The sequence below is a fragment of the Thalassolituus sp. ST750PaO-4 genome (assembly GCF_020320405.1).
Lineage (GTDB): Bacteria > Pseudomonadota > Gammaproteobacteria > Pseudomonadales > Oceanobacteraceae > Venatoribacter > Venatoribacter alkanivorans.
Map to the genome: position 1 here is coordinate 187,120 of NZ_JABVCB010000013.1, position 23,794 is coordinate 210,913.

A 23,794-nucleotide genomic window follows, 5' to 3' on the forward strand; every position below is an offset into this window, starting at 1 on the left:
CTCCTCATCCAGCGTTGCTGTTCGTTCGCTTAACCCGTTAGGCCACACTCTCAGCGCCTTGTTTGAGAAATTTTTAGCCAATAACAGGCCTGTTTAATTAGTGTTAACAGGCCCTAAGAGATACCGCACAAATGTCAGCGGTAACAGGAGGTCAGAATGCGCGATTCAGGTCTGGCAGCTCAGGCGGCGTTTAACCGTCGTAATCTTGTTCGTGGTTCTGGCCCGCAGCAGCTGGTGGAAAACCGCACGGTCTTTGCCAGTCATGGCGCTGAACTGTCAATCTACGACACTTTTGCCTCTGCAGAAAAAGTCCGCCTCGATGCGGAAGAAATTCTTTACTGCGGCATGATCAGCGGCAAAAAAGTACTGCACGGTAAAAATCATTTTAATTCGGCTTTTTTACCCCATGAATCTTTTGTCATGGCGCCAGGTGAAACCGTTGCCATTGATTTCCCCGAGGCCACTCTCGATAACCCAACCAGCTGTTTAACCCTGGGTATCAGCCGTGAGCGGTTGCGTGATGTCTGTGATCAGCTCAACCAGAAGAACCCGTTACCGAAAGAGCTGGGTTGCTGGCGCCCGCATGATGATCATGTGCTGCATCTGTTTCATACCGAGGCAACGCAACAATTGCTGGAACGTATCGTCGGCAGTTTTGTGCATAACGATGATGACCGTGATCTGGTACTGAACCTGGGCGTTACTGAATTACTAACCCGTATGCTGCGCCAGCAGGGACGCAGCTTTTTACTGAATTGCGCGCGCCATGACCCGACCTTAAATGGTCTGACGGAAACGGTTCGTTATATTGATGATCATCTGGCGGAAACCGTCGATATTGAGCAACTGTGCCGTGTTGCCTGCATGTCACGCAGTAAGTTTTATCAGCAGTTCCGGCATGTGATGGGCACCGGGCCGATGGAATATATCCAGCAGCGCCGCCTTGAGCGGGCGCGGGAATTACTGCAGAGCGGCCGTTCTGTTACCGAAGTCTGCTATGACGTCGGCTATGTGAATGCCAGCCACTTTACCCGCCGTTTTCATCAGCAGTATGGTGTGTCGCCCAGAGATTATTTAAAACAACATCAGATTAAAATGATCTCCGCCTGAAATCTTTTATCTAGGGTCTGGCAGCCACTTTACGGAAAATCACCACCCTCGGACTGTCGCGCCAGACAATCTCAAGATCATAATGCCGGGCAATCCAGTCCGGCGTTTTTTCCTGCATAAACACCACATGAGTCGGGTCGCGAGTGTAATGCCAGCGCGAAAAATATTCTGCATCTGCCCAGCGGCTGGTCATTAAACAGAGATAACCACCTTCGCGCAGTAAACCACTCAGCCTGCTCAGTTCGGCGTGCGGATTATGAAAATGTTCAAAGCATTCGGTGGCGGTAATAACATCGTACTGACTGCGTAACTGGGCAGGAAAGAAAAACGGATCGTAGTCATCGCAGGCAATACCTGCAGCCGCCAGCAGTTTTGATAATGTTGGCCCCGGCCCGCAGCCGTAATCGAGTGCCTGCATGCCCGGTGTTAATAATGGCAGCAGAGGTGTCAGCAGGTGCTGCAGAAACTGCACATAACCGGCATCTTCAATGCTGTTTTCATGGGTGGCGTAATAGGCTTTTTCGTCCGCCGCACTCAGCCATTGCTGTGGGTCGGCAAAAGCCAGTGAGCATTGGCTGCAGCTGAAGTAACGGCGTTTATCTGCACCCTGAAGCTGCTGGTGCGGACCCTGATCAGAGCACAGGGGGCAGGGCTGGGTGCAGGGTTGATTCATGCGGATTCCTTCGGTTTGAGAGAGCGCTTTGGCAGGGAGGCGGGCGGCAATATAACACTGCGCCAAGAGTGCGGCGATGGCGAAGCGCTGTGATGACTAAGTGCATTAATGGCGAAGCGCAGGGAACAATATAAACCCCGGCCAGGGCATTCTGGCCGGGGGTGTGTTACCTCTCAGGCGCTGCGCAGTTGCTGGTTGCTGTGCAGTAACCGGCTCAGTGCGGCGATCAGGATACTGATTTCTTCCGGACTGATCGTCAGTGCCGGTAACAGGCGGATAACTTTCTGCCGTGTGACATTAATCAGCAGGCGCTCTTCCAAAAGCGCACGTCTGGTCAGATCCGGAATCGCTTCTTTCAGCTCAATACCCACCATCAGTCCGCGTCCGCGGATGGCGGCGACCTGAGGATGGCCGGCCAGCGCCTGGGTTAATCCTTCCAGCAGTTGCCTGCCCAGCTCTGCCGCCCGTTCGGCCAGCCGGTCACGCTGCATGATACTTATCACGGTATGACCGACGCGGCAGGCCAGCGGATTGCCACCAAAGGTTGAACCGTGCTGCCCCGGCGCAAACAGGTTTGCTGCCGCACCACGGGCGAGGCAGGCACCAATCGGCAGACCATTACCCAGACCTTTGGCAAGGGTGATCACATCCGGTTGGATATCGGCATGCTGATAACCGAAGTGGCGCCCTGTGCGGCCCATGCCGGTCTGCACCTCGTCGATCATCAGCAGCCAGTTATTGGCCCGGCACAGGCGCGCCAGCGCCTGTAAATAATGACTGTCTGCCAGTCGCACGCCGCCTTCGCCCTGCACGGTTTCCAGCAGTACTGCACAGATCTGAGGGTTGCCATCCAGTGCATTCAGGGCCGTGCTGTCATTCAGTGGCAGACGCAGAAAGCCCGGCACTAAAGGCTCAAAACCCTGCTGCGCTGCCGGATTTCCGCTGGCGGTCAGGGTGGCCAGGGTGCGGCCATGAAATGCACCGTCCATAACCACAATCTGCGGTGCTGTAATCTGTCGCTGGCGGGCATGCAGGCGTGCCAGCTTGATGGCGGTTTCGTTGGCTTCGGCACCGGAATTACAGAAAAACGCTTTCTCCATACCCGTCAGGCTGCACAGTGTGGCGGCGAGGGTTTCCTGCCAGGTTACGCCGTACAGGTTGGAGCTGTGCATCAGGGTGGCGGCCTGAGCGCTGATGGCTGCGGTAATTTCCGGGTGAGAGTGCCCCAGATTGGTTACCGCGACACCGGCCAGACTGTCGAGATACTGATTGCCCTGATCGTCCCACAGGCAGCTGCCTTCGCCGCGCACAAAATGAACCGGCAGGCGCTCATACACCGGCATTAAACAGGCTGAACTCATACTTTCTGATCCGTTTCGTCTTCATTGTAAGGTTGATAAATCACTTCCCGGCTGATCAGGCGGATGCCCTGACGCGAGGATTCAATAATGCGTTTTTCGTCGCTGGCGACCATCACTTCGGTGCGGAAACCGGCCTCCTGTGGAAAGCGGCTGCGAATCTGCTGTATCAGTTCATGCCCGGCATTGGCTGCCGATTCAAACTGGCCCAGCAGGCTCTGGTTCTGCCAGAGCAGGATCTTAAACTGGCTCATGGGTGTAATGTCTGTGTTGATCAAAGGCTTCGGCCTGGCCCAGCCAGGTATGAAAAATACGTACCCCCAGCATCTGCAGGCGCGGCCCGTGCTGGCGTGCCTGCTGGCGGATATCGGCCAGCGCAATGCCGGCCTGCTGCAGCTCACAGCAATGGCCAATCAGCCACTGCTCAATGCGGCGGTAATCGGTTTCCAGATGAAACTGCAGCGCCAGACCATAGTCGCCGAGGGCAAATGCCTGCTGTGGGCACAGCGCCGAAGAGGCCAGTAGCCGGGCTTCGGCAGGCAGCGAATATTGCTCACCGTGCCAGTGCAGCACCGGGCACTCCTTAAGCACAGCCAGTGCCGACTCCAGTCCCTCTGTACTGAGCTGAATATCGCCATAACCGATTTCTTTGTGCCCCATCGGCTGTACGGTGCCGCCCAGCGCTTTGACCATCAGCTGGGCGCCAAGACAGATGCCCAGCGTTGGCCGTTGCAGGGTCAGACGTTGCTGCAGCAACTCTGTCTCATGCGCCAGAAAGGGGTAATCCTGGCCGTCATTGGCGCTGATTGGCCCGCCGAGTACGACCAGCAGATGCGCCTGCAACAGGGCATCGTCATCAAGAAAATCAACGCCGGCATCGTAGTAGTCAATCAGATAGCCGCGCTCAATCAGCACGCTTTCCAGAATACCCAGCCCTTCAAAGGCCAGGTGGCGGATAACACAGGCTCGTTTCATCATGTCAGGCTCCTGTTTGTTCAGGCCAGTAGTAGCTGTCGGGAAGCGCCCGCGGACCAAAGATGGCCTGACCAACCCGGACGGTGGTCGCGCCTTCGTGGATCGCCAGTTCAAAATCGGACGACATTCCCATGGATAATTCATACAGCTGATCGCCATAGCTCAGCTGTTGCTGCATCTGCTGCAGCTGTTGGCGCAGCAAAACAAAGCAGCGGCGGATACGTTGCTGATCGGTGGTCAGCGCGGCCAGCGTCATCAGACCTTTTACCCGCAGGGTAGGAAAGGCGCTGAGCTGGCGCATAAAGGCTTCCAGCTGTGCCGGCTCCAGGCCGTATTTGCTGGCTTCGCCGGAGGTATTAACCTGCACCAGCACATCCAGACAGCGTTCTTCACGGCTCAGGCGCTTATCCAGTTCGGCGGCCAGACGCAGGCTGTCGAGAGCCTGAAATTCGCTGGCAAAGCGGGCAACGATACGGGCCTTATTGGTCTGCAGATGACCGATGACTGCCCAGCGCAGATCCGTCAGATCGGTGGTGCTCTGCGCTTTGCTCCAGGCTTCCTGCACCTTGTTTTCGCCCAGCAGAGTGCAGCCAGCGGCGTGGGCCATACGGATACGTGCCAGATCCACGGTCTTGCTGACCGGCAGCAGACGGACGCTGTCGGCCTGGCGTCCGCTGTGTTCACAGGCCTGCCGGATACGGGCGTTTACGGCCGCCAGATTGCGCTGCAGATCGTCACTGCTGAAAACCGGGCGGAAACCCTGGCTGGTGGTCACGGTATGGTTCAAGCCTTTGCTCCTGCTGTCTGATATTCTTGCCGGCGGTGGATAACTGACCGGGTAACCAGTATGCTTTCGGTTTTTGTCCTATGTCAAAAATAATTTTGTCCTATTTATGAATATTACCGGCAAGAGCATTGCAGATATCGTCGCCAGCATCCGGCAGTTGGTGCAGAGCGGACAGCTGGAAGAAGGCGCGTTATTGCCGCCTATCCGCGAGCTGGCAGAACAACTTGGGGTAAACCGCAATACCGTCGCGGCTGCCTATCAGCGGCTGGTCAGCGCTGGCCTGGCGGTCAGTCAGGGGCGGCGTGGCACGATGATCCGTACCCAGGCGGAAGGTGGGTTTCAGGAAGGCGCGATGCCGGATTCGCCGCTGACTGATCTGGCCAGTGGTAATCCGGCACTGCACTGGCTGCCCGATATCAGCCGTTATTTAGCGCAGCTGCCTGCCCGTACTCCGCGCTTATATGGTGAGCCGCTGCTGAATCCGGAGCTTGCTGCGCTGGCACAGAGCCGGCTGTTTGCCGATCAGGCGGAAGCGGATGCGCTGGTGCTCAGCCATGGTGCGGTGGACGCGGTTGAGCGTCTGTTACTGGCGCATCTGAAGCCCGGTGACAAAGTCATCGTCGAAGATCCCTGTTTTCTGGGAACCATCAACACCCTGAATCAGGCCGGGCTGGAAGCCGTTGCCGTCAGTGTTGATGCTGAAGGTCTGCAGACAGAGGCTTTGGCGGCGGCGCTGGCAACCGGCGTGCAGGCCCTGATCTGTACACCCCGTGGTCATAACCCGACCGGTTGCAGTCTGAGCCAGACCCGGGCGACAGAGATCCGCAGCTTGTTGGCGCAATACCCGGATGTATTGCTGATCGAGGATGACCATTTCGCCACCGTTGCCAGCTCGGCGTATTACAGCATCATGCCCGCAGGCCATCGTTATCACGCGCTGGTGCGTTCGGTCTCGAAAGGTTATAGCCCGGACCTGCGCTGTGCCTTTATCCACAGCGATGCCCAGACCCGTGAGCGTCTGTTGCTGCGTCTCACACCGGGCAGCAACTGGGTCAGCCATCTGCTGCAGGATCTGCTCAGCCTGCTGCTGGCCAGCGATGAGGTACAGCAACAGCTGACACAGGCGGCGGACTATTACCGTACGCAGCGCACTGCACTGGCAGCGGCGCTGAATGCGGCAGAATTACCCGGACTGCCAGTGCTCAGCGCACCGGCGGATGGTCTTAATTTCTGGCTGCCATTGCCGGGGCTGGATGCAGAACAAATCAGCCATCGTCTTGCCCGCTACGGCTGGCTGGTACGCGATGCGGCGGTGTTCAGTGTGCGTCAGCCACAGAGTGCGTTGCGCATAACCATCAGTGAGCTGGACGGCGAACAGCAACAGAAGCTGATTGCTGATCTGCGCAAATGCCTGTGACAAAAACGGTGCGGCTTTGCCAGCACCGGTTAAATCCGCGAGAATAACGATCTGATTTTTCTGGCCCGGAGGCCGGGTATTTTATGACCACCCGTATTGCTATCAATGGTTTCGGCCGTATCGGCCGCTGTGTACTGCGTGCTCTGTACGAAAATGGCTATCGCGGGCAGTTGCAGGTGGTGGCCATTAACGAGCTGGCCGATATTGAAACCATCAGCTACATGTTGCGCTACGACAGTACCCACGGGCGCTTTCCGGGGCAGGTTGAGGTGGTGGATGAACGTCATCTGAGTGTTAATGGCGACCGTATCTGTATCCGCCACGAAGCGGATGCCGCCGCCCTCGACTGGGCTGCGCTGAATATTGATCTGGTGCTGGAATGCAGCGGCCAGATAAAAACCCGCGAAGAGTGCGAGCAGCATCTGGCTGGTGGCGCGCATAAAGTGCTGATCTCTAACCCTGCCGACAGCGCGGTGGATAACACCATTATTTTTGGTCTTAATCAGCACACGCTGAGTGACGATCAGCACATCGTTTCCAACGGTTCCTGCTCAACCAATTGTCTGCTGCCGATTCTGACTTTGCTGGATGACGCCTTCGGCATCGAAGCCGGGGTAACCACCACCATTCACTCGGCGATGAACGATCAGCCGGTAATCGACGCCTACCATTCCGATTTACGCCGCACCCGCGCTGCAGGGCAAAGTATTATTCCGGTCGATACCGGATTGCCGCTGGGCATTGCGCGTTTAATGCCGAAACTCGCCGGTAAAATCGAAAGCCTGCATGTGCGTGTGCCAACCATTAATGTCTCGGCACTGGATATCAGTCTGCAATTACAGCAGCCAACCACAGCGGATGCGGTTAATGCACTGCTGGCAGAAGCCAGTAGCGGTGCATTAAAGGGGATTATCGGTATCACCCATGATGCGCATGCCTCAATCGATTTTAATCACGATCCGCGTTCAGGAATCGTCGATGCCACCCAGACACGTGTCAGCGGTGGGCAGCTGCTGAAGTTGTTGGTGTGGTTTGATAACGAATGGGGTTTTGCCAACCGTATGCTGGATACTGCTTGCGCCATGAGTGCAGAGAATCGTCGCTAATGTTTTTGCTTATGCCCTGGATATTCTTTCAGGGCCAGATGGACTGCTCCCAGTGCTGCCTCTGATAAATTATTGTGTTGCTGGTTTTATTTATCGGGTGCTGGGGCAAAAACATACTGATTGCGGCCGTTATGTTTCGCGTTATAAAGGGCTTCATCGGCCCGGATACAAACGGAATCGATGGTATCGCTGGCCAGAACCGGTGTAATCCCAAAACTGCATGTGACCGGCTGCTCCAGCTCTTCAACACCAAGGGCGCCTGAATTAAGCAGCTGCATTATTTTTTCTGTTCTTTTAATGGCCGTATCCATACTGCATTCCTGCAGTAAAATCATAAATTCTTCACCGCCAAAGCGGTATACCTTATCGACAGGACGGATATTGGCTTCAACCAGCTTCACAAAAGCCAGCAATACCTTGTCACCAATATCATGACCAAAGTTGTCGTTAATCTTTTTAAAGTGATCAATGTCGGCGGCGATCAGGAATAAGCTTTTATCGCTCTTCTCAAGCCTTAACGCCATTTTTTCAATATCCCTGAAATGATCCTGAAAAGATCTCCGGTTTAACGCATTGGTTAACGAATCACGATATGCCAGGTGCTTAAGCTGAAGTGTTTTCTCGCGTAAATACTGCTGCAATAAATACTGTTGCCTGGTGTTTTTATGGTGAGTGATCGATAGCAGTATGCCGGCACCATTACTGAAGCTATAACCAATGATCATCATTATCTGAGCATGTAAGTTAAGATCTTTTAGGGTCAGAATAATCAGGATGGCCACTGAAGAATGATACAGGCATATTATTGTTGACAGTTTTACGGTCAGAATTCCGGAAGCATACAGGCACAGCATGATAATAAGATCAAACAGGGCATACAGGGCGTAGTCGTCCAGAAAGGTAAACGAGCCCAGTTCCAGAAGTACAAAAAATAGCAATAACGTGCTGAATACCAGTACATCGTAAGAGGAATAACGCCGGATGCGGGGTATGGTTAATAAAAAAATAATACACGCCGCAATATGAACCAGCCTCTGTGCCAGCAGAAAAGAACCCCATGGCCCGGGTTTGACGACCATGGCATCAGAAAGCATAAAAACAGGCATTGAAATTATTACAAACGCACAAAGCCCGAAGACTAAGCGACGCTGTCTGGGAAGTTCCTCCTGGCGGAAAAGGCTTTCCATTTCCGGGTCCCGGAAAACAGCCAGGGCATGGTGGATATAGGGTGATCCGGACTCCATAGCAATTGCCTGAGCTGCCCCCCCATTTAATTTATGAACGGATGTTTACTTGGAGCCTAGTTCAACTTACTTATCCTTCCACCCTCTGCGGTTGTCGTAAAGGTCTCTGGGTATTGATCTGGCAGCAGTACCCGTGCCCGGCCAGCACCTGCGCGCACGCCGGGACGGTACACCCGGCGTACGCAGGCCTGGCGCTGTAATGTTTGTTATTAACAAAAGTGTTGATCAAAAAACGGGCTAAGCTGCAAATAAGACTGTCGTTTACCTACGCCGGAGTCATTGCATGCTTATCCGTACCCGCCTGACCGTTGCACTGTTGTCAGCTGTCATTATCCCTTTGCTGATCATTACCGTTCTGGTTGTTATGGAGTTGCGCAGCAGCGCCCTGAACAGCTTTGAAACCCGCAGCAGTGCTGAAATCCGTCATATTGATACCGCATTCAGTCTCTACCTTAATGGCCTGGCAGAAGATGCCGCTTTTCTGGCTTCGACCCAGGCGCTGAAAGCTCTGGATGAGTCGGTGTCGGATTATCGTGGTGCAGCAAAACCGACCTTTGCTCAGCGCAGTGGCAGTGTTGAGGCTGATGCCTATGCACTGATGGACGATTTCGGTAAAGCGCGGCCGGATCTGGCCTATGTTTTTCTGGGGCTCAGCAGTGGTGGTTATATTCAGTGGCCGGGCAGTGATCTGGGGAAGTATGACCCGCGTCAGCGCCCCTGGTATATCGCCGCTCAGGCTGACCCCGGCAAGTCGGTACGTGCCGCCGCCTATGAAGACGTAAACACCGGAGCCCCGCTGCTTGATTATCTGCATACATTCACCACCGACAGTGGTCTGCAGGGCGTGGTCGGGGTGGATGTTACCCTGAGTAAGCTGACCGATATGGTGAAACAAGTGCAGTTCGGCAAAGCCGGCTATCTGATTCTGGTGGAAGAAACCGGCACGGTGCTGGCCGATAGTGGCAATAAAGCAAATAACTTTAAAAATATAAAAGAACTGGATGAAGCCTATCAGCAGTTTTTTGCCCGCGAAGGCCTGTTTGAAACCGAGCTGAATGGCCAGAGTTGGTTTGCAACTGCCTACACATCACCGGCGTTGGGCTGGAAATTTATCGGCGTTATTCCGGCTGATGAAGTGTTTGCTGTTGCCACTAAAGTACGTAATACCATTCTGCTGATCAGTCTGGTGTTGCTGGGTATTTTTGCTGTGCTGGCTTACTGGATCAGCAACCTGATCGCCAAGCCAATTGGTGCGGTTACCCGGGGTCTGGAAGAGGTTGCCAGTGGCGAAGGGGATCTGACGCGCAGACTGAGAGTGCTCAGCTCAGATGAATCCGGACAGATGGCCAACGCCTTTAACCGCTTTATCACCATGATTCATTCACTGGTATCCGATATTAATGAAGGGGCCGCTGATGTAAAAAATCAGGCTCTGGCTGCACAGGCTATTTCCGATCAGCTGGCGGGTATTTCTGATCAGCAATCCAATTCGATAGAACAGGTATCGACAGCGTTTAATGAAATGGTGGCCACGTCCAATGAGGTGGCAAAAAATTGCAGTGAAACGGCGATTGCCGCCGACCAAAGTCAGCATCATGTTGAAGACGGGCGGCAATTTATTCAGAAAACAACCAGCGCGGTAACGGCTCTTGAAAAGGTCATTGAAGATTCCAACCAGGCAATGTCGACCCTGGCCGTGGAGTCGCGCAATATCACCACCATTCTCGATACCATCCGTGGTATCGCCGAACAGACCAATTTACTGGCACTGAATGCTGCCATTGAGGCGGCCCGCGCCGGTGAACAGGGGCGCGGCTTTGCGGTGGTGGCCGATGAAGTACGGACTCTTGCCGGGCGCACTGCGGAATCAACCGAAGAAATTGATCAGATGATTACCTCGCTGATTAACCGCACCAGTGAAGTGTCGGGCAAACTGGCCAGCAGCCTGGATCACTCACGCGAAACCGCAGAAACCACCGAGCAGACCCGTGCGGTATTTGAGTCCATCGAAGAATCCGTCGCCCGTATCCGTGATATGGCGACCCAGATTGCAGCCGCCGCTGAAGAACAGCATCTGGTGGCGGAAGAAATTAACCAGAATATTATCCGCATTAATACCGAAGCGACCAATGCCAACGACAGCTCACGGCAGCTGAAAGAGAACTCTGATTCCCTTGGTAATCTGTCGCATGATTTGTCAGCGCTGGTCAGCCGCTTCCGGGTTTAAATACAGGGTCACCGGGCTGGCTGATCGTCGGTGTTTTTAAACTGGGTGTTTTTAAACTGCAGATCGGCCAGGCGTTTGTACAGTGGCGAATGTTGCATCAGCTCCAGATGTGTTCCTATCGCCACCAGTTGGCCATGATCAAATACCGCGATACGGTCAACATTGGTGATGGTGGCCAGGCGGTGGGCGATAACAAAGGTGGTGCGGTTTTTCATTAAACCATCCAGCGCCTGCTGCACCAGATGCTCGCTCTGGGCATCGAGGGCGCTGGTGGCTTCATCCAGCAATAATATTTCCGGATCGCGCAAAATAGCACGGGCAATGGCCAGCCGTTGTTTCTGTCCGCCCGATAATTTCACCCCCTGCTCACCTAAAAATGACTGATATTTATCCGGTAATTGCTGAATAAATTCATCGGCATGGGCGGCTTTGGCAGCGGCCAGAATATCGTCTTCACTGGCATCGGGTTTGCCGTAACGCAGGTTATCCAGCACATTGGCGCTGAACAGCACAGGTTGCTGTGGCACCAGAGCAAACTGGCTGCGTAGTTGCTGTAAATCCCAGTCCCGTAACGATTTTCCATGCAGCAGAATATCGCCTTGTTGCGGGTCGCGGAAGCGCAGTAATAAATCAAATAATGTGGATTTTCCGGCACCGGATGGGCCAACCAGTGCGATACGCTCGCCGGGCTGAATATCCAGTGTTAAATGGCTGATGGCTTTATTGTCCGGACGGCTGGGGTAGTGATAATGCACATCGCGGAAGCTCACTAACGGCTGGCCTGCTTTTTCTTCAAACGGAATGACTGTGCTTTGCTGTGGTGACTGAATTTCAGCTTCGGTCGCCAGCAGCTCGCGGATGCGTTCAGCGGCACCGGCGGCACGCTGAACCTCACCATAGACTTCGGTCACGGCGGCCAGCGAACCGGCGACCATAATGGCGTAAAACACAAAGGCAGCCAGATCACCGCCGGACAGTTTTCCGGCAATCACATCACTGCCGCCGATATACAGCATACCGGCCACAGAACCCATCACCAGCACCATCACCAGAGCGATCAGCCAGGCGCGCTGGCGGATTCGTTTCAGGGCTACGTCAAAAGCACCTTCAGCGGCGAGGGCAAATTGTTGGGTAACAATATCTTCGCGGGTAAATGCCTGAACCACTTTAATATGCTGCAGACTTTCACCGGCCCAGGCGCCGACACTGGCAATTTTATCCTGGCTGTCACGGGACAGTTTTTTCACCTTGCGGCCAAAATAAATCATCGGAAAAACAACTAAGGGGACGGCAACCAGAACAATCAGGCTGAGTTTTAAATTGCTTAAAAACATCAGGGTAATACCACCGATAAAGGTCAGCGAATTACGCAGGGCAAAGGAAAATGAGGAACCTATCACCGTCTGCAGCAGTGTGGTGTCGGTGGTTACCCGGCTCTGAATTTCACCGGCCAGATTATCTTCAAAAAAACTGGGAGGCAGGCTGACCAGGTGCTGATACAGCTGCTTGCGTATGTCGGCCACGACCCGTTCACCGAGCCACGACACCATATAAAAGCGGAAATAAGCCCCGGTAGAAACCAGTACAACCAGTGCCGCGAACAACTGCAGTGCGTCGGCCAGTCCCTGAGTGGATTGTGCGGCAAAACCATTGTCGACCATTAAGCGCACGCCCTGACCTAGGCCCAGGGTAAGCCCGGCGGTGGCGACCAGGGCAATGATGGCGATGGTTAAACGGAATTTGTAAGGACGGATAAATTGCCAGAGCCAGCGCAGCATCGGAGAGGTCTTTGTATAAAAGGATGTGCTTCAGGCTAGCGATTAGTACCAGCCAGAGCAAGGTGAACATCCGCCGGTACACTGTGTTGTTATGATCGGATGGATAGGTACGGGTCTGTTACCGGGGGAGGGAAGCAGCAGGCTGAATAATCACGGCAGCCGCCGCGGTTATTCAGCCGGTATGGTCAGGCGTTACGCGCGGTGTCCTGAATGCGCTGCACCATGGCGCGCAGGCCATTGCCGCGGGTCGGACTCAGGTGTTTGACCAGATCAATCTTGCTGAAATAATCGTCGATATCGAAGGCGATAATGTCAGCTGGGGTTTTATGGTTGTATGCGGCCAGCACCACACCCAGTAAGCCGCGCACAATATGGGCGTCGGAGTCAGCTTCAAAGGTCAGTACGCCGTTATTTAATTCGCTGTCGATCCATACCTGGCTCTGGCAGCCGCGCAGCAGATAAGTATCATTTTTCTTGTCATCACTCATCGCCGGTAATTGTTTACCCAGATCGATGATGTATTTGTAGCGCTCTTCCCAGTCGTCAAAAAAGCCGAGGGTGTCGAGGATATCGTCGGTGCTGATGTCTGCGCCGAACGGGTTCTGTACTAAAGCCATAATCAGTCCTTACAGAGATTCAACAAAACGGCGGATGCGGTGAGCGGCTTCGATGCATTCATCAACACCAGCCACCAGTGCCATACGTACGCGGTTTTCACCGGGATTAATACCATCGACGGTGCGCGATAAATAGGAACCGGGCAGTACGGTCACATTCTGCTGGGCAAATAACTGCTGGGCGAAGGTTTCTTCATTAATCGGGGTTTTTGCCCATAAATAAAAACTGGCGTCGGTCTGCTCCACCGCCATCACCGGATTAAGAATTTCTATTACCGCGCGGAATTTCTGTGTGTACAGCGCACGGTTATCGGCAACGTGCTGTTCGTCATTCCAGGCGGCAATGGAGGCCAGCTGGGTCTGCAGCGGCATCGCGCAGCCGTGGTAAGTACGGTATAGCAGGAAAGGTTTTAACAGCGCGGCATCACCGGCAATAAAACCGGAACGCAGGCCTGGCAGGTTGGAGCGCTTGGACAGCGAATGAAACACCACGCAGTTTTTATAATCGTGACGGCCTAAGCGGGCACAGGCTTCGAGCAGGCCCATCGGCGCTTCTTTGCCATCGACATAAATTTCGGAATAGCACTCATCACTGGCCAGCACGAAGTTGTAACGGTCGGCCAGTTCAATCAGCTGTTTAAACTGTTCGAAGCTCAGTACGGCACCGGTCGGGTTGCCCGGCGTGCACAGGAACAATAACTGGCAGCGCTGCCAGACATCCGCCGGCACGGCGTTGTAATCCGGGTGGAAATCGTTATTGGCCAGACAAGGCAGGAAATGCGGTGTGGCACCGGCCAGATAGGCTGCGCCTTCGTAAATCTGATAGAACGGATTCGGGCTGACCACCAGGGCATCGGGCTGGCTGCGGTCAACCACCGCCTGGGTGAAGGCAAAAATCGCTTCGCGCGTACCGTTGACCGGAATCACCTGCGATACCGGGTCGATGTTATCCAGACTGAAGCGGCCTTTGAGCCAGCTGGCAATGGCTTCGCTCAGCTGTGGCAAGCCCTTGGTGGTCGGGTAGTTTTCCAGACGGCTGATATTGTCGATCATCGCCTGTTGTACAAAGGCCGGAGACGGATGCTGAGGCTCGCCGATGGACAGCGCGATATGTGGCAGCTGCTCATTCGACGTAACGGCGGCTTTCAGCTTAGCGAGTTTCTCAAAGGGATAGGGCTGTAGTTTGCTCAGATCGGGATTCATGCCTTCCACCGGAGTTCGGAATTTCAGATGCGCGGCATTATACAGGCATTTGCGCAGGATGCTGCTTTGGCGGCCTGCCGGAATTTGACGCTGGCCATCATGCCACCCATAGTTTCAGCACGGATATTGTTTCGGACGGAGAATAATGCGGCGGCGTATTTGTTTGATATTAGCCTGGCTGCTGATCTTATCTGCCACAGAATTGCAGGCGGAAATAGCGCAAGAGTTCCGGGCGCAGCAGGGCGTGATGAATCTGTCCGGCAGGCCGGTAACGCAGCCATTGGCATTGGCGGGAGAGTGGCGTTTTGCCTGGCAGCAGCTGAGTGATGGCACCGGCAGCCATGACTGGCCACTGTTCACCATGCCCTCAACCTGGGATGAAAATGGTCAGGCCGGATATGAGTATCCGGGGCAGGGCTACGCCACCTTCGTGCTGGATATTCAGGGCCTTGATCCGCAGGTTGACTGGGCGTTGTTTGTGCCGGAAATAGCCACCAGTTTCCGCCTGTTAGCCAATGGCCGCGATATTCTGCATGGCGGCCGCGTGGGTACTGCCCGTCAGGAGATGCAACCCTATCAGGGCAATCGCTGGGTCAGGCTGGGAGGTATCGCTGATGGCCGTCTGCAGCTGGTGCTGCAGGTTGCTAATTATCACCATCACAGTGCCGGGCCCTGGCAGCCACTGTTACTGGGCCCGGAAGATCAGATCACCCGAGGCTACGCCCAGCATGTGATTTATGAAGCCGTTATCCTGCTGCTGTTATTGCTGATTGGTCTGCTGTTGGTGATGGAATATACGGTAGACCGTAAAGACCGCACCGGACTGTGGCTGGGGCTGTTTACCCTGATGCTGGGCGTACGCCTTGGTACCACCTCATTTGCCCCGCTGTACTGGATGCTGAGTCTTAATCCGCCCTGGGAGCTGCATATCCGGGTGATTTATATCAGCATGCTGGTCAGCCCGGTGCTGTTGTTTGGCTGGCTGCACTCTGCTTTCGGTACCGATTTCAGCCGGAGTCTGCGTAATCTGTTCAGCCTGCCTTTTCTGTTAGCCGCGCTGCTCTGTCTGTTGTTACCGCCGCTGTGGTTTACCGCATTACTGGGAATCTTTGGTGGTTTGCTGCTGCTGGGCGTGGTGGTGGCGACATCGGTATTGCTGCGTATGGTGTATCTCGGCCGTCGTGGTGCCTGGCTGATTCTGCCGGGGACGATGCTGTTGGGTGTGGCGGTTATTCACGATGTGCTGCTGAATAATCAGCTGCTGAGCGGACAGTACTGGTCGCCGCTGGGGTTTCTGATTTTTATTGTGTCGATGATCTGTAACTTCCTGCTGAACCGGGTCTGGTCACGGCAGGAAATTGTACGCCTGAGCGAAGAACTGCGGCTGATAAACCGCGAGCTGGAACAGCGGGTGGCGGAGCGTACTCAGGCGCTGGCGGAGAAAGCCAACGCCCTGCTGGATGCCAACCAGCAGCTGCAGGTGCTGGCGGATGTGGATGGTCTGACCGGCCTGCTGAATCGCCGTGCTTTGCTGGAGCAATTGCAGCAACTGAAACAGTGGCAGGGCAGCGTCGCGGTTTTGTGGATCGATCTGGATCACTTTAAACGTATTAACGATGGTTTTGGTCATGCCGCCGGTGATGCCGTGCTGGCGGCCTTTGGTGCATTGTTGCGCCGCCTTGGACGTGACCGTGACCGGCTGGCACGGCTGGGCGGGGAAGAGTTTGCGGTGCTGCTGCTTGATTGCGGAGCCGAGGGCGCGGAAACCTTTGCCCGGCGTCTGCAGCAACAGTTGCGTGAGTTGCAGGTGCCGGACTGGCCGCAGATTCATAACCTGAGTGCAAGTACCGGTATCGCCGTCGGCCGTCTGGGAGAAACCGATGGCGAAGAGCTGCTGAACGCGGCTGACCAGGCGATGTATGAAGTAAAACACTCGACCCGTGACGGCTACAAAATTGCCGCCGACTACCGTCGCTGATCAGTGGCCTGCGGCTTTAATGGCAACCGGCAGGATGGGTTGCATCTCCTGTCCCAGGCAATGCCAGGCGCTGCCTGTTTTTTGTTTAGCCTGTTGTTTTGCCTGTGCTGCCAGCTGGGCAAGACTCTGCGGGTCCTGATTTTCAATCAGCGTTGAGGGCACCACGCCAATGGCTAAACCGAGCAGCGGAATACGGCTCAGCTGGCCGCTGCGGTCATGGGCGTTAAGATAGCCACGACTCCAGTCGTCGTTGCGGTGAAACTCAGAACATTGCTGATTAAACGCCTGCAGCAGTTGCTCACACAGCGGATAAAAATCCGCTTCCTGACTGATCAGTACAAAATCATCGCCACCAATATGGCCGACAAAATTAAGCGCTGAACTGTGCTGTTGCAGCAAGCGGCCGAGCCAGCGCAATACGGCATCGCCCTGACGGTAGCCGTACTGGTCGTTATAGGGCTTAAAATGGTTCAGATCGAGGTACAGCAGATAAAAGTGGCTCTGCTGGCGCAGCAGTTGTTCCACATGTTCGTCGATCGGTACATTGCCCGGCAGCAGGGTTAGCGGGTTGGCATAACGGGCTTTCTGAATCTGACTGTCGGTAATGTGTTTGAGCAGGTCTTTGCTGTTTACCACGCCCTGATAACGGCCTTCGCAGGTAACAATCAGGTGCTGGCGCAGGTCTTCGTCGTCGTCATCGGTGAGTACTTTACTGACCGCTTCCAGGGTCATGGCGCAATCGACGATCAGCGGATTCTGCTGCATAAAATGGCCGACGGTTTTACGCTCAAATAACGCACGGCCGTATGGCTGGGCGAATAATTCCAGTAGTTTGCGCCGGTGTAGCAATCCGACCGGGCGCTCCTCTTCCAGTACCGGCAGTGACATTAACAGCGGATTTTCACGGAACAGTTCATCAACTTCGCGCATCGGCAGCGAGGCGGCAATGGTTTCCAGCGGCTGGCACAGGTTGCCGATTGGCTGCTCGACGCCATTGGCATGCACCGGACTGGTGAGGCTCAGGCCGTGCTCCGGAGTCTGGAATTCGGCTTTGCTCTGTGGTTTGCCCAGCAGATAACCCTGACCGATATGAATGCCCATGCTGCGGATTAAATTCAGCTCGCCCTGAGTTTCGATGCCTTCGGCAATCACCTCGCACTGCAGCTGTTCGCACAGATGCACCACCGAGGTAACAAAGGCCTGTTTTACCGTGTCCTGATCAATGCGGTCGATAAAGTGGCGGTCGATTTTGACGTAGTCGGGGCGGATCTCTGACCAGAGTTTTAAGCCGGAATAGCCGCTGCCCAGATCATCAATAGCAATGCCATAACCCAGTTCTTTCAGATGGCCGATCAGCGTCAGGAACTGACCGGTATTCTCAATCGGAAAGCGCTCGGAAATTTCCAGCACAACATCGGTTGGCTGCAGACCATTGTGGGCCAGACGCTCGGTCAGCTCGCTGATCTCCTCACCATAGTTGAGCAGGCTTTGCGGGCAGATATTAATAAATAACAGGCCGTCGCTTTTCTGCCGCGAAAAATGGCGGATAGCCGAACGGATGCAGAGAATCTCCAGATCCGGAATACGGTCAAACTGATGCGCGGCCTGGAACATCAGATCCGGGCGCTGTAATAAATGACCCGAAGCTCCGCGGGTGAGTGCTTCATAGCCAAGAGCGCGGTTGCGGCTCAGGTCGACTATGGGTTGCAGCACGGTGTGAATGGCTTCCTTGCTGATCAGCTCGTCCAGACTGCGTTGCAGAAGATGGGGCGCCATATCAAAACCAAACAGAAAAAGTCAGCGTATAGTGCGGCGGTTGCATGACCTGCAGATGACAAAATGGTAAACAAAATCAGCGGTTGTGTAAGAGGATGTGAGCAGCGCTGGCCTGCTGAGAAAAAGCATAAAGATAATGCTGGTCAGCAGGCAGAAAATTGTCCTGCTGACCGCTTTCCGGATTCAGTGTCCGCTGAACAACTGGCTGGCCGCCTGCTGGTGGTTAGCCATCAGCTGGCGGATATCGCCGCCCAGCCATTGTTTATCGCGTACTTTCCAGTCACCGTTGATCATCACCGCGTCAGCCTGACTGGCGCCGCACAGCACCAGCGCTGCCAGTGGGTCATGAGCGCCGCTGAAACGCGGTTCATCGAGTTTAAAGAAGGCAATATCAGCACGCTTACCGGGCGCCAGTTCGCCAATATCATCGCGCCGTAACACCTGAGCCGAGCCTTTGGTGGCCAGATGTAACGCATCCAGATGGGTGAACTCATCGGCCTGATAGCGCAGGCGCTGAATTAATAATGCCTGCCGCACTTCCTGCATTAAATTGCTGTGGTCGTTGGAGGCGCTGCCATCCACACCGAGCCCGACGGGGCTGCCGGCGGCACGTAATTCATTTACCCGGCAGATTCCGGATGCCAGCACCATATTGGATGACGGGCAGTGGCAGATACCGGTGCCGGCATTGCCCAGTCGCTGCACTTCTTCATCGTTAAAATGAATGCCGTGCGCCAGCCAGGTACGGTTATTCAGCCAGCCGACCGAGTCCAGATAATCCAGCGGCCGCTGGCCAAACATCTTCAGGCAGAAAGCATTTTCATCTTCGGTCTCCGCCAGATGGGTATGCAGGCCGACATCGTATTGTGCTGCCAGCTCCGCACTGGCGCGCATGATGTCAGGGGTCACCGAAAACGGCGAGCAGGGTGCCAGAGCGACTTCCAGCAGCGCCTGATCATCACGCTGGTGCCAGCGTTCAATCAGGCGTTTGCTGTCGTCCAGAATCACCTGTTCGGTCTGCACCACCGAACGTGGCGGCAGGCCGCCATCATCCACGCTCAGGCTCATCGAACCACGGGTCAGGGTGGCGCGCATGCCCAGTTTTAAGCTGGTTTCGGCCTGAATATCGATGGCGTTTTCCAGCCCGGCCGGAAACAGATAATGATGGTCGGCAACCGTGGTGCAGCCAGACAGCAACAGCTCGACCATTGCCAGCTCCGTGGCCAGCGCATGCTGTGCCGGAGTCAGCCCGGCCCAGATCGGATAGAGGGTTTGCAGCCAGGGGAATAAGCGCTTGTTGAGTGCTGGTGGGCAGGCGCGGGTCAGGGTCTGGTAGAAATGATGATGGGTATTCACCAGGCCGGGCAAGACAACGTGCGTGCTGGCATCGAATACCTGACTGACAGGGCCGGAGGGTTGCTGCCCGGCGGCCAGCACTTCAAGGATACGGCCATCGGCGATCACCAGCCCGCCACTGGCGTCCAGCCGGTTGCTGGTAAATACGGCGCGGGGATGTTTAATCCAGAGAGTGTTCATGATTGTGCTCCGCAAAGTTTCGCTGCGGCGGTGGCAGACAGGAAGGACTGGGCGCCGGTCGCTAACGAATAAGAATAAACCGCACAGGCGTGCGGCGGATCGTTAGCAGTGACCAGGTGTTAATCTGCCGGCGTTGATGATAACAGGCTGTATCAGACGGGCAAGTAATGTGGCGAGGTTAGTGGCCACTTTGTGATGCGATTTATAAATAACAGGTCTATCGCAGTTCGCCTACAGACTGTTTTCTATTCTCATTCCTGTTGGGCTGGCTATCAGCTAGTGCTTTTCTACACTCATAGAACCTGTGCTCACGGAACGCTAAGCAAGGGAATATGCAGGGAGGGAATATGAGTGCATTTTACTGGCGCAGTGCTTCCGGCCGACGGTTGCTGATCCATCTGTTTCTGTCCAGCCTGCTGCTTGCTCTGTTGTCGTCTGCAGTGGCCCTGTACAGCGCTTACCGCACGGAATACCGTAACAACGAAGCTCTGCTGCAACAGATCAGCAGCGGCTACCTGAATGCCCTGGCGCAGAGTGTGTGGAGCTTTGATATTCCGCAGGTTGAATCTCAGCTGGCTGCTCTGGTGCAGTTCCCTTATATCCGCTATGCCATGCTGGATGCCGGTAATGGCGAATACTTCTCTGCCGGCCAGGCAGAAGAGGCAGAGTCTGGTGACAGGATTCTGCAGGAGCGGCAATTTGATCTGCACTACGACAATGGCGAGCGCAGTATTCTGGTCGGCAGTTTACGTTTGCAGCTGGATTTAGTGGCCATGCGGCAACAGGTTATGGCTACGGCTCCGGTCGTGCTGCTCAAGCATCTGATTATTATTCTGCTGTTAGCGGCTTTACTTCTGTTTGCGCTGGTCCGGCTGTTCAGTCGTTATGCCGGCTCTCAGCTGCGTTCCCTTTCTGACTGGGCGGAGCGTGGTGATATTCGTGCACCGGTACAGTTGCCGGATGATGGTGGAGAGAATGACGAGCTGAACCGTATTGGCCGTACCATCAATCACTTATGTCAGCAGATTCAGCAGGTAATGGCTGAGCGAGATTATTCCGACCATGAGTTGCAACAGCTCAACAACCGGCTGGAACAAAAAGTAGAAGAGCGCACGGGAGAGCTGAATAACGCCATCAATTCCCTTAATCGTTTAATTGATACCCTGCAGGAAGACCGGCATGAGCAGGTCGAAAATGAAAAAATGGCCCAGCTGGGCAGTCTGGTAGCTGGCGTTGCCCATGAGCTGAATACTCCACTGGGGATCTGTGTAACGGCCCGGAGTTATATCGAAGATTCAGTATTATTAATTCAGGAACGGATTAAAAATGGCACGCTGGATAAAAATACTTTCTCAGCACAGATTAATAATATTTCAGAAGGTTTGTTGCTGATCGACGAAAACCTGAACCGCTCGCACCGCCTGGTGCGTACCTTTAAATCGCTGGCAGTTGATGAAGAAAGTGATTTCCGCTCGCGCTTTTCACTGGAAGAATTTCTGCAGGAATTTGCCGGCAACAATGATGACTTTTTTGTTGAAGACAACACCTGTCGTATTGAATATAACCTCAGTCAGCCGGTTATTCTGAATACCTGCCGGCAGACGCTTGGGTTGGTAATGGGGGCACTGATTGGCAACTCGCTGGATCATGGCTATCCGGACGGTGGTGACAGTCATATTCAGATACATGCCAGTATAGATGTAACAGAAAACCTTCTGACGCTGATCTATGAAGACGATGGTATTGGTATCAGCAATGAGGTACGTCAGCGTATTTTTGATCCGTTTTTTACCACGGGCCGGCACCGGGGCAAAACCGGTCTGGGAATGCATCTGGCGTATAATCTGGTTACACGTATTCTGCACGGCAGTATCGAAGTCTGTGAACGCCGTCAGGGTGTGGAAAACCAGGGCGCAGAAATCCACCTGCGCATACCGCTGGATCTCGACCGATATGACCGGACGATGACTGAGCAGGGCTTAAAGCTGGTGATTAATAATCACTGAAACGTACTCACAGAATCCCGGAGCGGGTTCTGTGAGTACATGGGTTAAACCGCAGCAGTATCTTCAGTGCTGGTTTCTGTATTATCTGTTGTCGCCAGATAGGCCGCACGCCCTGGCGGTGTCAGCCCACAGCCACGCAGAATCATATCTTCAAGAAAATCACCAATACGCAGAATATCTTCTTCTTCATACTGACGCTTGTTGGTTACTTCGAGTACCTGGGTTTCAAAGTCAGCGTAATGCTGAGTTGATGACCAGATCATAAAAATAAGATGGGTCGGATCTACGGCACGGATTTTACCGGCATCAATCCAGCTCTGAATTACCTGAGTTTTCTCTCTGACCCATAAGCGCATTGCACCACTGATATAATCTTTCAGGTAAGGTGCGCCCTGGATAATTTCCATAGCGAAAATTTTAGATGCATTCGGATGGGTATAGGAAAGACGAATCTTGGTACGGATAAACAGGCTCAGAATATGAGCAGGATCACTGTCGGCATTAATATCAGACAGTACTTCGTTCCAGGTGGTCAGGATATTTTCCAGCAGGGCACGATACAGATTGCCCTTGTTCTTAAAGTAATAATGGATATTGGCTTTGGGAACGCCGGCACGGTCGGCAATGGCCTGCATGCTGGTACCCTTAAAACCATGTAATACAAACTCCTGCTCGGCTGCGGCAAGAATATTTTCATTGTTGCGCTCACGAATAGCGCCGGTCTTGTATTTTTGTGTGCTCATATCACTTCCCGCCAGTAAGAACAGAATCTGGCATAACATAGTCTGTGAGGGCCTAAGAGTATCATATCCGGCATGGGTAGTGATAAATCCGCTGACAGACAATAAGGGGAGCACCTGGCTCCCCTTATTACACCCGGATGATTACAGGTGTACTTTCAGCAGCAGGCTGACAGCGTTCTGATCGCGGTCTTTGTCTTCCATGCCTTTGGCACCGAATTTGTTGTTCCAGTAGCTGTACTCAACACCTACTTTTACCTTGTTGCTGACACCCAGAGCAGGGCCAACGTTATAGGTAAGCTGTGGGGTGAAGTTCAGCTCGGAATCATGCTGATCAGTACCTGTAGACCAGTCGAGGAAACCATCGATGTTCAGGTTGCCTGATGACCAGCCGTAAACAAAAGTCAGCTGATGGTCGTTATCACCATTAGTGAAAGTGTTATTACGCTGAGAGTAATAATACGTTGTGCTGAAGTAATTCATGCCAGGAATGTTCAGGTCAGCACCAATACCGTAGAGGTAGTTATCTTGGCTATATGCGCCACCTTCAGGCAGGAAGAACTTGCTGGTAGTGCTGGAGCCGAATTCATAGGTAAAAGCAGCATTAATAGCTTTTACAAAGCTGCCTTCTTCAAATTTTTTCAGCGTGAACGTTGGAGAAAACTCACCGTAAGTCTCGCTGTAGTCACCTTCACCAACCAGACGGTCAACGAAGAAGAACAGGCTGCCCCAGCTATGACCGGAAACGTGTTCCAAAGTCATGTTGGTTACAGCGTTTTTTTCACCATTGTTAGGGGTCATGGTGTAGTCTTCGCCGTACAGTAACGATACGCTGTTATCAGCCCAGAATTGTTCTGCCTGGGCTGCGCCGGTAGCAGCAGCGATAACGGCCATGGCCAGAAGTTGCTTTTTCATTTTTTCTCTCCAGATTTTACAAGGTGTTATTTCTAATAGGTTGCTTGAATTTGGTTTAATCAACGCACTCAATCTATCAATCAATTCCGTTTATTTCATCCGTTAAAAGATGAATTCCCTGTTATTTTTAACATTGACCATTTTGGTCTTTTTATCATTTCCGGAACGTTAACCGGGTAATGGTTTGGCATTATTCAGAAATAAATTTCGTCTGAATTAATGCCAGAGAATCGGGCCTGTCTGCGGTTCTGTAAACAGCAGATCAGGCCAGTATCTTCTAGGGCCTGTCGACACTAATTAAACAGACCTGTTATCGGCTAAAAATTTCTCAGGCAAGGCGCTGAGAGT

At 53.8% G+C, this 23,794-nt stretch carries 19 protein-coding genes; 6 read left to right on the plus strand and 13 right to left on the minus strand.

Translation table 11 applies throughout. The annotated features are described in order from the left end of the window. Window positions 1-156 precede the first annotated feature (156 nt). Window positions 157-1,110, plus strand: a complete 954-nt coding sequence (locus HUF18_RS16345) for a helix-turn-helix domain-containing protein (protein WP_225692948.1) — start codon at window positions 157-159, stop codon at window positions 1,108-1,110. Between the two features lie 10 nt (window positions 1,111-1,120). On the opposite strand, the gene HUF18_RS16350 is transcribed toward HUF18_RS16345, so the two are convergent. The 5 genes from HUF18_RS16350 to HUF18_RS16370 all read right to left on the minus strand — a co-directional run bounded on the left by HUF18_RS16350 (window position 1,121) and on the right by HUF18_RS16370 (window position 4,903). Further along, window positions 1,121-1,783, minus strand: a complete 663-nt coding sequence (locus HUF18_RS16350) for a class I SAM-dependent methyltransferase (RefSeq protein WP_225692949.1) — start codon at window positions 1,781-1,783, stop codon at window positions 1,121-1,123. Window positions 1,784-1,956: 173 nt separating this feature from the next. Then, the gene (locus HUF18_RS16355; RefSeq protein WP_225692950.1) at window positions 1,957-3,144 is read right to left on the minus strand and encodes an aspartate aminotransferase family protein; all 1,188 of its coding nucleotides are present in this window, start codon (window positions 3,142-3,144) and stop codon (window positions 1,957-1,959) included. After that, entirely contained in the window at window positions 3,141-3,395 is a 255-nt protein-coding gene (locus HUF18_RS16360; protein ID WP_225692951.1) for a hypothetical protein, read from the minus strand. The genes HUF18_RS16355 and HUF18_RS16360 overlap by 4 nt, the downstream gene beginning before the upstream one ends. Further along, complete coding sequence (locus tag HUF18_RS16365; protein ID WP_225692952.1) at window positions 3,382-4,119, minus strand: glutamine amidotransferase; 738 nt, start codon at window positions 4,117-4,119, stop codon at window positions 3,382-3,384. Before HUF18_RS16365 ends, HUF18_RS16360 begins: the two co-directional genes overlap by 14 nt. A 1-nt stretch (window position 4,120) precedes the next feature. Then, window positions 4,121-4,903 carry a YggS family pyridoxal phosphate-dependent enzyme gene (locus tag HUF18_RS16370; protein WP_225692953.1) on the minus strand — a complete coding sequence of 261 codons (783 nt, stop codon included), beginning with the start codon at window positions 4,901-4,903 and terminating at the stop codon, window positions 4,121-4,123. Window positions 4,904-5,009: 106 nt separating this feature from the next. On the opposite strand from HUF18_RS16370, the gene HUF18_RS16375 reads away from it, so the two are divergent. Then, window positions 5,010-6,320 (plus strand): aminotransferase class I/II-fold pyridoxal phosphate-dependent enzyme, encoded by a 1,311-nt coding sequence (locus HUF18_RS16375; protein ID WP_225692954.1) that lies wholly within the window; start codon window positions 5,010-5,012, stop codon window positions 6,318-6,320. Between the two features lie 83 nt (window positions 6,321-6,403). Then, on the plus strand, window positions 6,404-7,426 hold the full coding sequence (locus tag HUF18_RS16380; RefSeq protein ID WP_145466541.1) for a type I glyceraldehyde-3-phosphate dehydrogenase: 1,023 nt from the start codon (window positions 6,404-6,406) through the stop codon (window positions 7,424-7,426). Window positions 7,427-7,512: 86 nt separating this feature from the next. Here the strand turns inward: HUF18_RS16380 and HUF18_RS16385 are convergent, their stop codons facing one another. Next, a complete protein-coding gene (locus HUF18_RS16385; RefSeq protein WP_186435774.1) occupies window positions 7,513-8,520 on the minus strand; it encodes a GGDEF domain-containing protein in 1,008 nt (335 codons plus the stop codon). Between the two features lie 433 nt (window positions 8,521-8,953). Here HUF18_RS16385 and HUF18_RS16390 point away from each other — a divergent pair, with 433 nt between their 5' ends. Then, window positions 8,954-10,897, plus strand: coding sequence for a methyl-accepting chemotaxis protein (locus HUF18_RS16390; RefSeq protein WP_145466539.1), 1,944 nt, complete (start codon window positions 8,954-8,956; stop codon window positions 10,895-10,897). 8 nt (window positions 10,898-10,905) lie between these two features. Here HUF18_RS16390 and HUF18_RS16395 read toward each other — a convergent pair whose 3' ends face one another. The 3 genes from HUF18_RS16395 to dapC form a co-directional block, all read right to left on the minus strand. Further along, the gene (locus HUF18_RS16395) at window positions 10,906-12,675 is read right to left on the minus strand and encodes an ABC transporter transmembrane domain-containing protein (protein WP_225692955.1); all 1,770 of its coding nucleotides are present in this window, start codon (window positions 12,673-12,675) and stop codon (window positions 10,906-10,908) included. A gap of 185 nt (window positions 12,676-12,860) precedes the next feature. After that, window positions 12,861-13,292, minus strand: a complete 432-nt coding sequence (locus HUF18_RS16400; protein ID WP_186435773.1) for a SufE family protein — start codon at window positions 13,290-13,292, stop codon at window positions 12,861-12,863. A 9-nt stretch (window positions 13,293-13,301) separates the two neighbouring features. Beyond that, the gene (gene dapC / locus HUF18_RS16405) at window positions 13,302-14,495 is read right to left on the minus strand and encodes a succinyldiaminopimelate transaminase (protein ID WP_225692956.1); all 1,194 of its coding nucleotides are present in this window, start codon (window positions 14,493-14,495) and stop codon (window positions 13,302-13,304) included. 163 nt (window positions 14,496-14,658) lie between these two features. Between dapC and HUF18_RS16410 the strand changes: the two genes are divergently transcribed. Continuing rightward, complete coding sequence (locus HUF18_RS16410; RefSeq protein ID WP_225692957.1) at window positions 14,659-16,473, plus strand: sensor domain-containing diguanylate cyclase; 1,815 nt, start codon at window positions 14,659-14,661, stop codon at window positions 16,471-16,473. On the opposite strand, the gene HUF18_RS16415 is transcribed toward HUF18_RS16410, so the two are convergent. Both HUF18_RS16415 and HUF18_RS16420 read right to left on the minus strand, forming a co-directional pair. Next, complete coding sequence (locus tag HUF18_RS16415; RefSeq protein ID WP_225692958.1) at window positions 16,474-18,249, minus strand: GGDEF domain-containing protein; 1,776 nt, start codon at window positions 18,247-18,249, stop codon at window positions 16,474-16,476. It lies immediately after the preceding gene. A gap of 183 nt (window positions 18,250-18,432) precedes the next feature. Further along, window positions 18,433-19,785: an 8-oxoguanine deaminase gene (locus HUF18_RS16420; RefSeq protein ID WP_225692959.1), complete on the minus strand. Its 1,353-nt coding sequence runs from the start codon at window positions 19,783-19,785 to the stop codon at window positions 18,433-18,435. A gap of 347 nt (window positions 19,786-20,132) precedes the next feature. Here HUF18_RS16420 and HUF18_RS16425 point away from each other — a divergent pair, with 347 nt between their 5' ends. Beyond that, the gene (locus HUF18_RS16425; RefSeq protein ID WP_225692960.1) at window positions 20,133-21,791 is read left to right on the plus strand and encodes a sensor histidine kinase; all 1,659 of its coding nucleotides are present in this window, start codon (window positions 20,133-20,135) and stop codon (window positions 21,789-21,791) included. Between the two features lie 44 nt (window positions 21,792-21,835). On the opposite strand, the gene HUF18_RS16430 is transcribed toward HUF18_RS16425, so the two are convergent. Both HUF18_RS16430 and HUF18_RS16435 read right to left on the minus strand, forming a co-directional pair. After that, window positions 21,836-22,534 (minus strand): TetR/AcrR family transcriptional regulator, encoded by a 699-nt coding sequence (locus HUF18_RS16430; RefSeq protein WP_145466531.1) that lies wholly within the window; start codon window positions 22,532-22,534, stop codon window positions 21,836-21,838. A gap of 141 nt (window positions 22,535-22,675) precedes the next feature. After that, window positions 22,676-23,446, minus strand: coding sequence for a hypothetical protein (locus tag HUF18_RS16435; protein ID WP_225692961.1), 771 nt, complete (start codon window positions 23,444-23,446; stop codon window positions 22,676-22,678). Between the last annotated feature and the right edge of the window lie 348 nt (window positions 23,447-23,794).